At 33.3% G+C, this 15,915-nt stretch carries 12 protein-coding genes; all 12 read right to left on the reverse strand.

Annotation, left to right across the window (positions count from 1 at the left end):
* Positions 1–15 precede the first annotated feature (15 nt).
* The 12 genes from C7J89_RS09455 to frr all read right to left on the reverse strand — a co-directional run bounded on the left by C7J89_RS09455 (position 16) and on the right by frr (position 15,915).
* A complete protein-coding gene (locus C7J89_RS09455; protein ID WP_103296071.1) occupies positions 16–999 on the reverse strand; it encodes a hypothetical protein in 984 nt (327 codons plus the stop codon).
* A 162-nt stretch (positions 1,000–1,161) separates the two neighbouring features.
* Positions 1,162–3,285 carry a translation initiation factor IF-2 gene (gene infB / locus C7J89_RS09460; protein ID WP_061854824.1) on the reverse strand — a complete coding sequence of 708 codons (2,124 nt, stop codon included), beginning with the start codon at positions 3,283–3,285 and terminating at the stop codon, positions 1,162–1,164.
* A 4-nt stretch (positions 3,286–3,289) separates the two neighbouring features.
* Positions 3,290–3,607: a L7Ae/L30e/S12e/Gadd45 family ribosomal protein gene (locus C7J89_RS09465; RefSeq protein ID WP_061854825.1), complete on the reverse strand. Its 318-nt coding sequence runs from the start codon at positions 3,605–3,607 to the stop codon at positions 3,290–3,292.
* A complete protein-coding gene (rnpM, locus tag C7J89_RS09470; RefSeq protein WP_048794056.1) occupies positions 3,604–3,888 on the reverse strand; it encodes an RNase P modulator RnpM in 285 nt (94 codons plus the stop codon). Before rnpM ends, C7J89_RS09465 begins: the two co-directional genes overlap by 4 nt.
* 23 nt (positions 3,889–3,911) lie before the next feature.
* Complete coding sequence (gene nusA, locus C7J89_RS09475) at positions 3,912–5,042, reverse strand: transcription termination factor NusA (RefSeq protein ID WP_103296070.1); 1,131 nt, start codon at positions 5,040–5,042, stop codon at positions 3,912–3,914.
* Positions 5,043–5,062: 20 nt separating this feature from the next.
* A complete protein-coding gene (rimP, locus tag C7J89_RS09480; protein WP_048794058.1) occupies positions 5,063–5,530 on the reverse strand; it encodes a ribosome maturation factor RimP in 468 nt (155 codons plus the stop codon).
* Between the two features lie 188 nt (positions 5,531–5,718).
* The gene (locus C7J89_RS09485; protein WP_103296069.1) at positions 5,719–10,035 is read right to left on the reverse strand and encodes a PolC-type DNA polymerase III; all 4,317 of its coding nucleotides are present in this window, start codon (positions 10,033–10,035) and stop codon (positions 5,719–5,721) included.
* A 192-nt stretch (positions 10,036–10,227) separates the two neighbouring features.
* Positions 10,228–11,931: a proline--tRNA ligase gene (locus C7J89_RS09490; protein WP_061854829.1), complete on the reverse strand. Its 1,704-nt coding sequence runs from the start codon at positions 11,929–11,931 to the stop codon at positions 10,228–10,230.
* 20 nt (positions 11,932–11,951) lie between these two features.
* Positions 11,952–13,235: an RIP metalloprotease RseP gene (rseP, locus tag C7J89_RS09495; protein ID WP_103296068.1), complete on the reverse strand. Its 1,284-nt coding sequence runs from the start codon at positions 13,233–13,235 to the stop codon at positions 11,952–11,954.
* 308 nt (positions 13,236–13,543) lie between these two features.
* Positions 13,544–14,326, reverse strand: a complete 783-nt coding sequence (locus C7J89_RS09500) for a phosphatidate cytidylyltransferase (protein ID WP_103296067.1) — start codon at positions 14,324–14,326, stop codon at positions 13,544–13,546.
* Positions 14,327–14,341: 15 nt separating this feature from the next.
* Positions 14,342–15,106, reverse strand: coding sequence for an undecaprenyl pyrophosphate synthase (locus C7J89_RS09505; protein WP_061854832.1), 765 nt, complete (start codon positions 15,104–15,106; stop codon positions 14,342–14,344).
* 254 nt (positions 15,107–15,360) lie between these two features.
* Positions 15,361–15,915: a ribosome recycling factor gene (gene frr / locus C7J89_RS09510; RefSeq protein ID WP_061854833.1), complete on the reverse strand. Its 555-nt coding sequence runs from the start codon at positions 15,913–15,915 to the stop codon at positions 15,361–15,363.

The raw sequence follows: 15,915 nt of genomic DNA on the forward strand, positions 1-15,915 counted from the left end.
CATTTTACATGGTTACTATTTATTTTTTAATGCTTCCATTCTTTTATAAAAATCTGACTTCCCATTTAATCTTTCTTCTTTTAGTTGTTGATTCCATTTATAGTATTCACATTTTGATAATTTTCTTTTTTGCTTTAACTTTTCACGTTGCTCTCTATAACTTAAAATATTACCCACAGTAAAATATTTATTCTGTTTTGAAGCATAGACAAAAGTATTATCTAACAGCTCTTGTTTTTCTTCTTCTGTAAAAGCTTTACTAAAATACGAGCCCCAGAGTTCTTCTTCTCTTACAATATAAATACGTTTTTTATTATCATGGAACATCATTTTAAATAAATCCGCATTTTGTTGTTGAGACGGTAAAACAGCTAAAGTGTATAAAAAATCTTTAGGCACGCCTGCTTGGTAAGTCGTTTGATACGAAAAATAATTAAAAATCATTAATCGATTAGGATCGATATTAAATTGCTTTAAAATCGAGGAATCTCCATAAAAGTATTTCATAAACCAGATATGTTCATCTTCATAAGGTAAAAATCCTTTTTTACCGTTAAATTTCAAATCGCCTCTAAAGTCTTGTAATATTCTATTACGCAAGTGAATCTTTCTTTGTCCATCGATATTCGGATTATCAGTTCTAAAATCATTTTCTGGTTGTTTATTTAAAATAATAATATCTGCAGTTTCTGGATTGCCAAAATATGGTTGAGGAATCATAGGATTAATTGTACAATTTTCAACCATTATTTTCTTTCTATTTTTATCAACTGTCATTAAGCCATTTGCAAAATTTAACAATTTTTTAAATTTAGGTAATTCCGTAAAATTTTCACCGAATCGTTCACGACAATGAGCAAGGTCCTCTAGATGTAAAAATGCAGTTTCATCGTTATTTTCAGCAATTGCATTTAATGAATTTTCACTATACTCGTAATTATATTGCGCTAAGTATTTACTCCAAAACTGTTCTATATTTGTTAAATACTTATTAGTCATAAATACTCCTCCAACGTTTGTTTACGTGTTAATTATATAAACACACCTAGACACCTGATGTCATTAAATATAAATTGTTGTAATTACAACAAAAAAGTTACACTCCTATTATATTTTAGAAGTGTAACTTTTTTAAGTATAATTATAGAAGTATTATATTATTTATCTTTCAACTTCAACCATTTCGTATGCTTCGATGATGTCGCCTTCTTTAAGATCATTAAATTTCTCAACTGTAATACCACATTCATATCCTTGAGCTACTTCTTTAACGTCATCTTTGTAACGTTTTAAAGTATCTAATTCACCTTCGAATTGTACTACACCATCTCTAATTACACGTACGCCAGCATTACGCGTAATTTTACCATCAGTTACATAACTACCTGCGATAGTACCAACTTTAGAAACTTTGAATGTTTGACGAACTTCTGCTTGACCAATAACTTGTTCTTCAAATTCTGGATCAAGTAGACCTTTCATCGCTGATTCAATTTCTTCAATTACGTTGTATATTACACGGTGTAAACGCATATCTACATTTTCAGCTTCGGCAGCACGTTTAGCTCCACTATCCGGTCTAACGTTAAAGCCGATAATAATACCATTAGATGCATTAGCCAAAGTAACGTCTGATTCATTAATTGCACCTACAGCAGTGTGAATAATTCTAACATTAACGCCTTCAACGTCTATTTTCATAAGTGATGCGGCTAATGCTTCAACTGAACCTTGAACGTCACCTTTAATAATAACATTTAAGTCTTTCATTTCGCCTTGCTTCATTTGTTCAAATAAGTTGTCTAATGAAACGTTTTTACTTTCTTGACGTTGTTGTAAAATATTTTCTTCGTGACGTGCTTCACCAATTCTTCTAGCTTGTTTTTCATCAGAGAATACAACAAAACGGTCACCTGCTTGAGGCACATCGTTAATACCTGTAATTTCAACAGGAGTAGAAGGGCCCGCAGTTTTAATTCTTTGTCCAAGATCATTTACCATAGCACGGATACGACCATACGTATTACCTACTACAAGTGAATCTCCAACATTTAACGTACCATTTTGTACTAATAAAGATGCTGATGGGCCACGCGATTTATCTAATTCAGCTTCAATAACTGTACCAACTGCACGGTTATTTGGATTAGCTTTTAATTCTTGTACTTCTGATACAAGTACAATCATTTCTAATAAATTATCGATACCATCACCACTTAGTGCTGAAAGTGGTACGAAAATTGTATCGCCGCCCCAATCTTCAGGAATTAAACCGTATTCTGTTAATTCTTGCATAACACGGTCAGGGTTTGATGTTGGTTTATCAATTTTATTAACAGCAACGATTGTAGGAACATTAGCTTCTTTAGCATGATTGATTGCTTCAATAGTTTGTGGCATTACACCATCATCAGCTGCAACTACTAAAATTGTTATGTCTGTAACTTGAGCACCACGTGCACGCATAGTAGTAAAAGCAGCATGTCCTGGTGTATCTAAGAAAGTAATAGTTTTTCCTTCATTTTCTATTTGATAAGCACCAATATGTTGCGTAATACCACCTGCTTCACCAGCTGTTACTTTAGTGTGGCGAATAGAGTCTAATAATGTCGTTTTACCATGGTCAACGTGTCCCATAATTGTAACAACGGCAGGTCTTTCAATTGCATCTTCATCGTCAGTTGCATCTTCGAAGTAAATAGCTAAATCTTCTTCATCTACAACTTCTTCTTTTTCAAGTTCTACGCCATATTCATCTACGATAACTTCTAAAGTTTCATCATCTAATGATTGGTTAATATTCGCCATGATTCCTAATAAGAAAAGTTTTTTAATAACATCAGAAGATTCAACATTTAATTTGTCAGCAAGTTCACCTACAGTTATACCGTCTTGATACGTAATTTTAGAAGGTGTTTCTTTTGTTGCTTGTTGCTCTTTATTATTTTGTTTGTTGTGTTTCTTGTTGTTTTTATTATTTTGCTTTTTGTTATTTTGTTTCTTATTATTTTTAGCGTCTTTTTTGTTGCCTTGAGCAGGTTTTTGAGAACTTTGTTGTTTTTTATTGTCTTGTTTTTGACCTTGTTCTTTAGATTGTTGAGCTTGGCCATTATCTTTTTGATTGTTGTCTTTTTTATAAATTTTGTCTAAAGCAACAATTTGGTTGTCTTCTAACGCTTGCATATGGTTAGAAACCTCAACGTTCATTTTCTTAAGTTCATCTATAACATCTTTACTTTTTAAATTTAATTCTTTGGCATATTCGTAAATTCTTTTTTTACTCATATAGTCACTCCTTACGATATTCTTCTATCATTGACAATAACTTTTTTGCAAAACCTTGGTCAGTAATTCCTACGTTAACACGTTCTGCTTTACCTAAAGCTTGTCCTAGTTCTGATCTAGTTCCAAATATACGAAATGATATATGGTAACTTTCACATTTGTTCTTTATTACTTTTTTCGTGTTCTCTGAAGCGTCCTCAGCTATAATGACGAGTTGGATTTTATGTTTTTTTATTTCGTTGATAATGACTGATTCACCTGTCTTAACTTTTCCCGCTCGCATAGCTAATCCCAAAAAATTTACGATTTTCTCTTTCATCATTTAGGTATCTCTTCACGATAAATCAGACGTATTATTTCTTTATAAACTGGATCTAAAGTTTCAGCATCTGATTTAAAGTATTTTTCAAGCACGCCTTTTTGTTGCGCTTTTTCAACTTCATTTACATCTTTAGAAACATAAGCACCACGACCTTGTTTTTTACCTGTCGCATCTGCAAATATTTCCCCTTCTTTATTAATGACGACCCTAATCATGTCTTTCTTAGGATGCATTTCATTAGAAAGGATACATTTTCGCATTGGAATTTTTTTCTTTTTCATAAAGTAATCACTCCAATTATTTATTAAGCATCAAGATTATTGTCTTCATTTTCTTCATCAAGTTCATTAGATTCTGTAACTACTTCGTCTAATGAATTACTAGGATATACGCCAGCTTCACGTGCATCACTTTCTGATTTGATATCAATTTTCCAACCCGTTAGTTTGGCAGCTAAACGAGCGTTTTGTCCACGTTTACCAATAGCTAATGATAATTGATAATCAGGTACTACTACTATAGTAGATTGATTTTCTTCGTCAACAATAACTTCAAGCACTTGAGATGGGCTCAATGCGTTACGTACAAATACTTTTGGATCTTCATCCCATTGCACGATATCAATTTTTTCGCCACCAAGTTCATCTACGACAGCTTCAACACGAGCACCTTTTGAACCAACGCATGCGCCGACTGCATCGATGTCTGGATTATCAGAGTGTACACTAATTTTAGAACGATCGCCCGCTTCACGTGCAACTGATTTAACAATTACTGTACCATCAAAGATTTCTGGAACTTCTTGTTCGAATAAACGTTTTAATAGGCCTGGATGACTTCTTGAAACGTAAATTTGAGGTCCTTTAGTAGTTTGCTCTACTTTGTTTACAAATACTTTAATACGTTCGTTTGGAATGTATTTTTCATTTGGACTTCTTTCTGCTTCAGATAATACTGCTTCAGTGCGTCCTAAGTTTACATAAACATAACGATGGTCAACTCTGTCAATTAATCCTGTTACTATATCTTCTTCTTTATCGATAAACTCATCGTATAAAATTTCTCTTTCAGCATCTCTTAGACGTTGCATAACCGCTTGTTTTGCAGCTTGTGCGCCTACACGTCCAAAGTCACTTGGTGTCACATCTTCTTCGTAAATGTCACCTATTTCATATGCTGGATTTTTAACTAATGCTGTACTTAAATCGATTTCATCTCTGTCATCGAACACTTCTTCTACAACATTTTTTCTTGCTATAACTTTGAAGATGCCTTCATCCATATTTAATTCTACACGTACGTTGCGCGCACTATCGTAGTTTTTCTTGTAAGCAGTAATCAACGCTGCTTCGATAGCATCAATTAATACTTCTCTTGGTATTTTCTTTTCTTTTTCTAAATATTCAGTAGCTAATAATAGTTCATTACTTGACACTATTAACCCTCCTAATCAACTTAAAGCATTACAGAATGACGTGCTTTAGCTATTTTATTTCTTGGTATTTCAATTGTTTTAGTTTTAGCTTTTTCTTTAACTTCCATGACAATAGTATCTTCATTAACCGATTGTAATGTGCCTAACCATTCCTTATCACCCTCGATTGGCGCATAGAGAGAGACAAAGATAGGTTTTGTAATTGCATTTTGGAAATCTTGTTCTTTTTTTATCGGTCTTTCAGCACCAGGTGAAGCAACATCTAAATAATACATTTGTTCTATAGGATCGTTTTTGTCCATTACTTCACTTATTTTCTCGGATGCTAATGTACAGTCATTTAAGTCAACGCCACCCTCTTTATCGATAGAAATACGTAAAAAATGATCTTTACCTTCTTTAGTAAATTCGACATCTACTAATTCAAAATTCAAGTCATCCAAAACGGGTTTAATTAGCGCTTCAACTTCTTGGTCTATTTTACTCATGCTGGCCTCCTTTTTTGACAAATAGAAAAGAGCGGGTAATATGCCCACTCTTCCTGCTTGAGTTTAATCTTTTAACAATAATATTATACCATATGTTCATGATGCGCACAAACGGCATCATTTATTAACGTTTTGCAACAATATAATATACGTATAAATACATTGTTTGTATGCTTGTAAGCTCACTGCTACATATCAAATATAGATAATTGTGCTTTATCTGGTAAGTCTGGTAATGAGCCTAATTCATCTAAATAATCAATAACTTTTTGTGATAAACCAGCTTTTTTGTTTAAATCTTCTTTAGATAAAAATGGTCCTTCTTCCCTAGCATCGACAATACGTTTTGCAACATTTTCACCAAGACCAGGTACTGCTATAAACGGAGGTATTAATGTGTCACCTTCAATAACAAATTCAAACGACTTACTCTTTTCTAAACTTACTGGTTGCATACGATAGCCTCTGTGTGCCATTTCATTCATAATTTCTAGCACAGTCAAAGTATCTTTTTCTTTTTTACCTAAATCCATATATTTAGAATACATGTCTTTGACAGTATTACGTATGCTCTCTTTATCTTTAATCATTGAAATTAAATCAAAGTCTGATGCTCTTACTGTAAAATAACTCGCATAGTAATATAAAGGATGATGCACTTTAAAGTAAGCAATTCTTACTGCCATTAATACATAGGCAGCAGCATGGGCTTTAGGGAACATGTATTTAATTTTTCTACATGAATCTAAATACCAATCGGGTACTTCGTTTTCGACCATAGCTTCTACCATATCATCAGTTAAACCTTTACCTTTACGCACAAATTCCATCGTTTTAAAGGCAAGTGATGGTTCTAAACCGTTATACATTAAATACACCATTATATCGTCACGACAACAGATTACACTTGATAAGTCACAAGTACCTGAACGAATTAAGTCTTGCGCATTTCCTAACCACACATCAGTACCATGTGATAGTCCTGAAATTCTAACTAATTCTGAAAATGTTGTCGGCTTCGTGTCTTCTAACATTTGTCTTACGAAACCAGTACCGAACTCTGGCACGCCGAAAGTTCCTGTTTTACATAAAATTTCATCTTCTGTAACGCCTAACGATTGTGGCGAACTAAAGATGCCCATTGTATCTTTATCATCAACTGGTATGGTTTTTGGATCAATACCTGATAAATCTTGCAACATACGAATCATGGTTGGATCATCGTGTCCTAGTATATCAAGTTTTAACACATTATCATGGATAGAATGGAAGTCAAAGTGTGTTGTCATCCAAGACGCCGATTGGTCATCTGCTGGGAATTGCACAGGCGTGAAATCATAAATATCCATGTAATCTGGCACAACGATAATACCGCCTGGGTGCTGACCAGTTGTACGTTTAACGCCCGTACAGCCTTTAACAAGTCTATCTACCTCAGCACCACGTTTATGAATTCCTTGATCATTTAAAAAGCCTTTAACGAAACCAAATGCAGTTTTCTCGGCTACGGTACCAATCGTACCTGCACGGAATACCTTATCGTCACCGAACAATTCTTTAGTGTAATTATGTGCTTCTGGTTGATATTCACCACTGAAGTTTAAGTCAATATCGGGTACTTTATCCCCTTTGAAACCTAAGAACGTTTCGAAAGGTATGTCTTGTCCTTCTTTGATAAGTTCACTGCCACACGTGTCGCAATTTTTATCTGGTAAATCAAACCCTGACCCTACAGAACCATCATCAAAGAATTCACTCGTTTTACATTTTGGACAAATATAATGTGGTGGCAATGGATTAACCTCTGTAATTTCTGTCATCGTTGCTACGAAACTAGAACCTACGGAACCACGTGACCCTACTAGATAACCATCATCTAATGATTTCTTAACAAGTCGTTGAGAAATTAAATAAATTACTGAGAAACCATTACCTATAATACTTTCGAGTTCTTTTTCTAATCTATCAATAACGATTTGAGGTAAATCTTCACCATATAATGCTTTAGCGTTAGAATAACTCAATTCGCGAATTTCATCGTTTGCGCCTTCCATTCGTGGTGTATATAACTCATCTTTAATAGGAACGACACGTTCAATTTGGTCTGCTAATTTATTTGTATTTGTTATGACAATTTCTTTTGCTAAATCTTCACCCAAGAAATGGAATTCATCTAGCATTTCATCCGTTGTTCTAAAATGAGCTTCCGGCAATGTTGAACGATTCAAAGGATTTCCGGGTTGAGATGCAATTAAAATCTTACGCGCAATAGCGTCATGTTCAAATAAATAATGTGCATTACCTGTTGCAATTACAGGAATATCTGCAGCTTCTCCAGCTTTCATTAAACGATCATATATTTCATGAAGCGTTTCATTATCTCTAATTAATTCTCTATCAATTAAATCTTGATACAGTGCTGGTGGTTGCATTTCAATAAAGTCATAGTATTTAGCAATTTTTTCTACTTGTGTTTGATCTTTTTGCATGACTGCAGTGAATAATTCACCTTCGTCACAAGCAGTACCTACTAATAAACCTTCACGATGTTCGTCTAATAATGATCGTGGGATTCTAGGTGTACGATAATAATATTTTACTAGTGACGCACTCACAATTTTGAATAAGTTTTTTAAACCTTCTTGGTTTTGAACAATAAGGGTCACATGATTCGGTCTAGCACGTTTATATGCATCTTCATTTGTTAAAGATTTATTGATGTCTTGATGATTACTTACATTTAATTCTTCAAGTTGTTTTAACATTTTAATAAACATATATGCCGTTGCTTCGGTATCATAAATAGCTCTGTGATGTTGTGTAAGTTCAACGCCATATTTTTTAGCTAAGAAGTTTAAACCGTGCTTACCATATTCAGTGTTAATTGTTCTAGAGAGTTCTAGTGTATCGATAACACCGTTAGTCGATGGTCCAAAGCCAGCACGCTCATAACCTGTATCAATAAAGCCCATATCGAATGAAGCATTATGTGCAACGAAAATTGCATCGCCTACCCATTCTTTAAACTCTGTTAACACATCGTTAATTTCAGGGGCATCTACTAACATATCATCAGAAATATGCGTTAAATTTTTAATCGTTTCAGATAGTCGTTCATGAGGGTTACTAAAACGTTCAAATTTATCTATAATTTCCCCTTCTTTAACTTTCACGGCGGCTAATTCAATGATTTTGTCATACTGGTTAGATAAACCGGTAGTCTCAACGTCAAAAACGACATACGTAGCATCTTTTAAGTTTCTGTCCGTAGGTTTATAAGCTATCGGTACACCATCGTCTACTAGCATACCTTCCATGCCATAAATCATTTTAATATCATTTTTCTCAGCCGCAGCATGCGCATCTGGGAATGCTTGTACGACATTATGGTCAGTTACAGCAATGGCTTTATGTCCCCATTTGGCTGCTTGTTCAACATAAGCACTAATATTAGGAATACCATCCATTTGACTCATAGAAGTGTGTAAATGAAATTCAACTCTTTTTTCGTCGGCTTTATCTTGTTTTGAAACTTTCTTTATTTCTTCGATGTCCGACATCATCATTACTAAATCTCTGACGAACGTATCTTCCTCTATACGACCTTGGGCACGTACCCATTTACCTACACTTAATGCTTTGAAATGCGCTAAATCATCTTTATTTTTACGAGTGAACATTTTTAACACAAGAGAATCAGTATAGTCAGTTACTTTTAATTCTACGATATGTCTACCACTTTTTAATTCTTTAAGGTTAATATCAAAAATGACACCTTCGACTGCTACTTTAAATTCTTCTTCAATAATATTTTCGATTGGTCGCACGCTTTCAACTTGGATTGGTTTACCAATCTGACATTTACTTACGGCACTTTCGTTATTATCTTGTTGTTTTACTTTTTCAGCTTTCATTTTTTCTAATTTTTCAGTAGCTTCACGCGCACTCTTTTCATCTTCTTCTTGAATATGTGCTTCTAATGATGCTAAATCTTCATCTGAATTATCATTATTTGTTTCAAAAATCACTTTATTAATATTAAAGCCACATTGTTTAAATGCTTTAACTAAGCTACCGTTACACACTTTATCAAAATGATTGCCTTCAACATCATTTTGACAGACAACCTTAATTACTTCACCAGACATAATAAGTTTCTTTTGTTTTAGCTGGCCTTTTACTTTTGGTGATAAGTTAGTTTGGTCAATACAATAATTGAAATATTTTAATGCATGTTCATCTTGATTTGATGTATCTTCAATTTCAAATTGCCATTCTACATGCGCAATAGATTTAAATTCTTCAGTCACGGCGTTAGTAAAAAGTAAGTAATCTTCATATGATAAAAAGCGCGGTAATTTAATTTGAAGCATCCATGATCTATTTTTAGAGGAGACATCTATACGTGTTAATTCTCCCTGTTCTAATATATCTTGGTCTAACTGATTCGCAATTTTAATTTGATCAGCTAGTATTTTAAATTTTTCTTGATTTGTCATTGCCATGACGGTAACCACCTTACTTTATAATACACTGATTATAGACAGCGCTTATCGATTCAATTATGTAACTTTGCATGCTAATAATCTTAATCTCTATAATAAATGCACCATTGCGTATATACAATGATGCATTTGTCAGAAGCAGATAAAATACTAATACATTATAACAAAATATTAATAGCTCTGCTTGTCATGTTATTTAACTTTTTCATATAACGCTTTTGCGTAATCTACTAAATCATCGACGTGAACGTCTTCACTTTCACCTGTATCTCTTCTTTTCACTTCTACGATGCCTTCTGCTGCATTTTTACCGATAACGACTCTAACTGGTAACCCAATTAAATCTGCGTCATTAAATTTAACGCCAGCACGTTCTTTACGGTCATCGTATAAAACATCAAATGAATTTTTCAAGGAAGCGTATAGTTGATCTCCTAATTCACGTTGTTCATCTTTTTTAGGATTTAACGTAATTAAATGTAAATCGAATGGTGCTACTGATTTTGGCCAAATGATACCATTGTCGTCATTATTTTGTTCTACAATAGCACTTAATGTTCTAGAAACACCAATACCATAACAACCCATTAATAATGGTTTAGCTTTACCTTGATTATCTAAAATTGTGGCATTCATAGCTTCAGAATATTTTGTACCAAGTTTAAACACTTGTCCTACTTCAATTCCTTCGGCAAAATGTGCTTTTCCAGAACCATCTGCAAGTGGCTCACCTTCTAAAATAAATCTAAAGTCTCCATATGCATCAACGTTAAAGTCTCTACCAACATTAGCATTCACTAAATGATAGCCGTCTTCATTCGCACCAACTACAATATTATTTAAATCTTGTAATGCATTGTCTGCATAAATTTTAATATCTTTTTCAAATATTGGGCCTAATGAACCTGGATTCGCACCTAATAAATTAACGATTTCTGATTGCGTTGCAAGTTCAATGTTGTCAGTTTCAAAGTAAGACTTTAACTTCACATCGTTAATTTCATGATGGCCACGTACTAAAATCATAATAAATTCGCCATCGACTTTAAAAATCATAGATTTTGTAATTTCATCTAATGGTCTATCTAAGAAATCAGCTAATTCTTGCGCCGTATGTACATTTGGTGTTTCAATTTTAGCTAATGCTTCTACAGGTTGATGTTTTTCATTTGGTTCGTAAAGAACTTCAGCCTTTTCTATGTTTGCCGCGTAATCGCTATTTTCACTATAAACGATAGTGTCTTCACCAATATCACTTAAGGCCATAAATTCATGTGTATGATTACCGCCGATAGCACCAGAATCGGCTAACACTGGACGTGCGTTAATACCTGAACGTGAAAAAATTCTTTTGTATGCTTCATACATATCTTGATATGTTGCATCTAAAGATTCTTCATCGACATGGAATGAATAAGCATCTTTCATTATAAATTCTCTACCACGTAATAAACCAAAACGTGGACGTTTTTCATCACGATATTTTGATTGAATTTGGAATAAAGTCAGTGGCAATTGTTTATATGATTTTAATTCATCTCGAACGATAGATGTCACGACTTCTTCATGTGTAGGTCCAAGTGCAAATTCACGACCGTGACGGTCTGTTAAACGCATCAGTTCAGCACCATAAGAACCCCAACGACCTGATTCTTCCCATAATTCAGCTTGTTGTAACGCAGGCATTAAAATTTCAACTGCATCGATACTTTCCATTTCTTCACGTATGATAGCTTCAAGATTATTTAATACGCGAGTGGCTAGTGGTAAATAACTGTAAATCCCACTAGTACTTTGTTTAATAAGCCCTGCTTTTAATAATAGTCTGTGACTAAGTGCTTCTGCACCGGCAGGAACCTCTTTCATAGTTGGTATAAAGACCTTAGATTGTTTCATACACTTTTACTCCTCTCTCGTTATAAGAAATAGCGTTGAATATCATTCCATGTAACTAAGACCATGATGATAAGGACAAAAATAGCACCTACTGCAATAATTGCTGATTCAACTTTTTTATTTACCGGTTTTCTAAATATTGCTTCATATATAACAAATAATATACGTCCACCATCTAATGCTGGAATTGGTAATAAGTTCATTAGACCTAAGTTAACACTTAATAATGCAGTCCAACTAATTAAATTGATAATACCAGTTTTAACGACAGCATCAACGTTGTGATAAATACCAACTGGACCATTTAACATATCGAATGAAAATCCACCCGTGAATATGCTAGCAATCATTCCAACAATAGCAGTGAAAATAAATTTCCCCGCATGTATTGTTTGTTCGAAACCACTCACTAATGGTTTAAACGCGGAATGCTCAGTTTTGGATTTAAACCCTATAATATATGATGTTTGAGTTTTGGTTTTGCTTAACTTTTGTTCATATTTTTTAGGCGTAACTTCGACTGTTTTATCTTTGCCATCACGTTCTACTGTAATTTTAGTTTTATTACTTTTTATTTTATTTAATTCATCATTAATTTGTTGTTTATCAGTAATTTTTTGATCACCGATTTTTACAATTTTATCACCTGACTGAAGCCCTGCTTTTTGTGCAGGATAATTATCTGCTAACTGACCAATTGTCGTAGTTGGCGTCCCTTGATAATAAGCCAAGCCGATAAATAATACTAATGTAAGTAAAAAATTAAACAAAGGTCCAGCAAATAAAGTTAAAAACTTTTGGTAAGGTTTTTTGTAAGTAAATTGTCTGTTTTTTGGAGCAATTTGAATTAAACTACCATTTTCAACAAAGTATGCTTTATGCGCAATTGAATAGTGATGTCGTTCATCATCTGAACCAACACCTTCAATAAACAAACCTTCTTTAAAATCACATTGTTTTACTTCGATTGCTTCGATTTGTTGGAATTTATGTTGATCATCTAAAATAATGTGTGTAATTTCATCTTGCTCATTTAATTTAATTTTGACATGCATGCCGGGTTTTACTGGCGGTTCTTCTAAACCATCACCAGCCATACGTACATACCCACCAACAGGTAATAAGCGAATCGTATAGAGTGTTTCATTTTTTCTGAAACTGAAAATTTTAGGGCCCATTCCTATTGCAAATTCTGGACACATGATTCCTGCACGTTTGGCGAAAAACATATGACCGTATTCATGTACGGATACTAATACGCCAAAGACGATAATAAAAGCAAATATTGTTACTAAGAAGCTCAATTATATACACCTCGTGTTTGATTAATTTAGTCGCATAAAGTGTAAAAGTCAGCAGTTATTATTTATCTACAATAATTTAAAACTAGTTAGACGTAACTTTTACATTTATCTATGGTTGTATCATTTCATTAGTGTTATTAGGGTTAAGTTTTTATAGCTTGTGAAAAGGAGTTAAGAAATAAATAACTACTCAAATGATGTAGTTATTTTACCTCATTAACTCCTGCTCGACAACTTTATTCCATTATACAATCGTGACATTAATTTGTATGTATATTCTCGCTAGTAGTAATAAATTAGTCACATCATTACGCTTGAATAAGTAAAATATTAACTAATGGTAAGACAAACATAAAGCTATCAAAGCGGTCTAATATACCACCATGACCAGGTAATATTCTACCAGAGTCTTTCACTCCAAAATGACGTTTAAACCCTGATTCTACTAAATCACCAAGCTGTCCGAATGCACTTAGTACAACAGTCCAGATTAGTAATAACCAAACAGCGATATTAAAGTCAACAAAAATCAACATAATAATCGGTACTAATAAACTACAAATTAAACCACCAATAAAACCTTCAATCGTTTTATTTGGACTAATTACTGGCCATAATTTGTGTTTACCCATTAGACGACCGAATATATATGCTCCAGTATCTGTTAACCACACTACTAGAAAGGCATATAAAATATAATGTAATCCTTCAGAACGTGTTGCGTATAAATACATAAATCCAATACCTACATATGCAACAGCCATTAGACAGAAGGCTGCATCCATAAAACTAAATCTATTTTTAGACAATACAGTATAACTTAATAAGATAAAACTAATTGCTATAAGAGATTTAAGTTGGAAATTATCAACCCACGTACCAGCATCTTGAGGCAACATTATAATCAATATTCCAAGCGCACATATAAGTCCTGGAATAGACATAAATTTAATCATGTTCATATTTAATAATTCTTTTAAACCGATAAAAGCAAGTAAATATGAAAATAGCATTAGTATAAATCCGCCCTTTAGTAATATAGGAAGGAAGATAATCAGAGCTATTATTGCAGTTAAAGTTCTAACTTTCATACTATTCTCCTAACTTTATAGTCCACCAAAACGTCGTTGGCGCGACTGATAAATTTTTATACATTTTGTTAGTTCTTCTTTATCAAAATCAGGCCATAGTTTTTCATTAAAGATAAATTCACTATACGAAACTTGCCATATTAAGAAATTACTAATGCGTTGTTCACCAGAAGTTCTAATTAATAAATCCGGATCAGGATAATTATGTGTGAATAAATGATCTGATATTAATTTTTCGTCAATATGATCAGAACTAGCACCTTCGGCTATTAATTGTTCATACAGCGATCTCACACTATGTACAATCTCAGCACGCCCACCATAATTAATCGCAAATATTAATTTCATGCCTGTATTATTCTGAGTATCAGTCTTCGCCTTTTCTATAGCCTTAAGTGTAGACTTAGGTAAATTTTCTAAGATACCTATCGTTTCAACTTTAACATTATTTTCAATAAGTTCGGGTAAAAAAGTTTTTAAGAAGTTTACTGGTAAGCTCATAATATAATTCACTTCATTTTCAGGTCTAGACCAATTTTCTGTAGAAAATGCATAAAGTGTTAAATATTTTAATCCCATATCGCTCGCGGCTTTTGTGATTGATTTTACGGTTTGCATACCTTGATAATGACCTTTAATTCTCGGCAGTTTACGTTGTTTTGCCCAGCGACCATTGCCATCCATTATGATTGCAACATGTTGAGGTATGTTATGTATGTCCAAATCATTATTTTCATGATTTGAAGGTGTTTTATTCTTCTTTTTAAGGTTTTTAAACATGGTATTTCCTCCGAGCATGATCATCTCTGTATATTATAATAGGTTCTTTATACAATTATCTACCATTTTATCATACTAAAACTGTACATTACATAAACAAAGAAAAAACTGTACCAAAGTCTTATTTGATACAGTCCATTATCATCATAAAAACTAATTACTGTAATACAAACTTAAATCGCCCATATTATAATATGTTAGTTTTTTAAACGTCATGAATTGTACAAATCACTTTTGGCACAGTCTTACCATGATTATACTGATAAAATATCTTGTTCTTTTTCTTCAAGTAAATTATCGATTTCCTTAATAGAATCGTCAGTAAGTTTTTGTATATCATCTGTTTGTGATCTTAAGTCATCTTCAGTAATGTCACCGTCTTTTTCTTGTTTCTTCAATGAATCATTACTGTCACGACGAACATTTCTTACTGCTACTTTAGCATTTTCACCGAGTTTTTTAACTTCTTTAACTAATTCTTTACGACGTTCTTCAGTAAGTGCTGGTACAGAGATTCTTATAACTTCACCATCACTTGAAGGGTTTACCCCTAAGTTAGCCGCATTGATAGCTTTTTCAATATTTCCAACAGAGCTTTTATCATATGGAGATATAACAAGTAAACGTGCTTCAGGCACATTGATGCTTGCTAATTGTTGAACTGGTGTTGGTGCGCCATAGTAATCAACAGTTACGCCATTTAATAAATTTGAATTAGCACGTCCGGCACTAATGTTTGCTAATTCTCTTGATAAATTATCGATAGATTTTTTCATCTTACTTTTCGTGTCATTAATTATGTCACTCAT

This window comes from Staphylococcus kloosii, assembly GCF_003019255.1.
In the GTDB taxonomy this organism is placed as follows: domain Bacteria; phylum Bacillota; class Bacilli; order Staphylococcales; family Staphylococcaceae; genus Staphylococcus; species Staphylococcus kloosii.

What these genes read in the sequence shown, in the direction of transcription:
- frr (WP_061854833.1), bottom strand. Translation starts at nt 15,915, where the DNA reads ATGAGTGACATAATTAATGACACGAAAAGTAAGATGAAAAAATCTATC.
- C7J89_RS09505 (WP_061854832.1), bottom strand. Translation starts at nt 15,106, where the DNA reads ATGTTTAAAAACCTTAAAAAGAAGAATAAAACACCTTCAAATCATGAA.
- rnpM (WP_048794056.1), bottom strand. Translation starts at nt 3,888, where the DNA reads ATGAAAAAGAAAAAAATTCCAATGCGAAAATGTATCCTTTCTAATGAA.
- C7J89_RS09485 (WP_103296069.1), bottom strand. Translation starts at nt 10,035, where the DNA reads ATGGCAATGACAAATCAAGAAAAATTTAAAATACTAGCTGATCAAATT.
- C7J89_RS09500 (WP_103296067.1), bottom strand. Translation starts at nt 14,326, where the DNA reads ATGAAAGTTAGAACTTTAACTGCAATAATAGCTCTGATTATCTTCCTT.
- C7J89_RS09455 (WP_103296071.1), bottom strand. Translation starts at nt 999, where the DNA reads ATGACTAATAAGTATTTAACAAATATAGAACAGTTTTGGAGTAAATAC.
- C7J89_RS09465 (WP_061854825.1), bottom strand. Translation starts at nt 3,607, where the DNA reads ATGATGAAAGAGAAAATCGTAAATTTTTTGGGATTAGCTATGCGAGCG.
- C7J89_RS09490 (WP_061854829.1), bottom strand. Translation starts at nt 11,931, where the DNA reads ATGAAACAATCTAAGGTCTTTATACCAACTATGAAAGAGGTTCCTGCC.
- infB (WP_061854824.1), bottom strand. Translation starts at nt 3,285, where the DNA reads ATGAGTAAAAAAAGAATTTACGAATATGCCAAAGAATTAAATTTAAAA.
- rimP (WP_048794058.1), bottom strand. Translation starts at nt 5,530, where the DNA reads ATGAGTAAAATAGACCAAGAAGTTGAAGCGCTAATTAAACCCGTTTTG.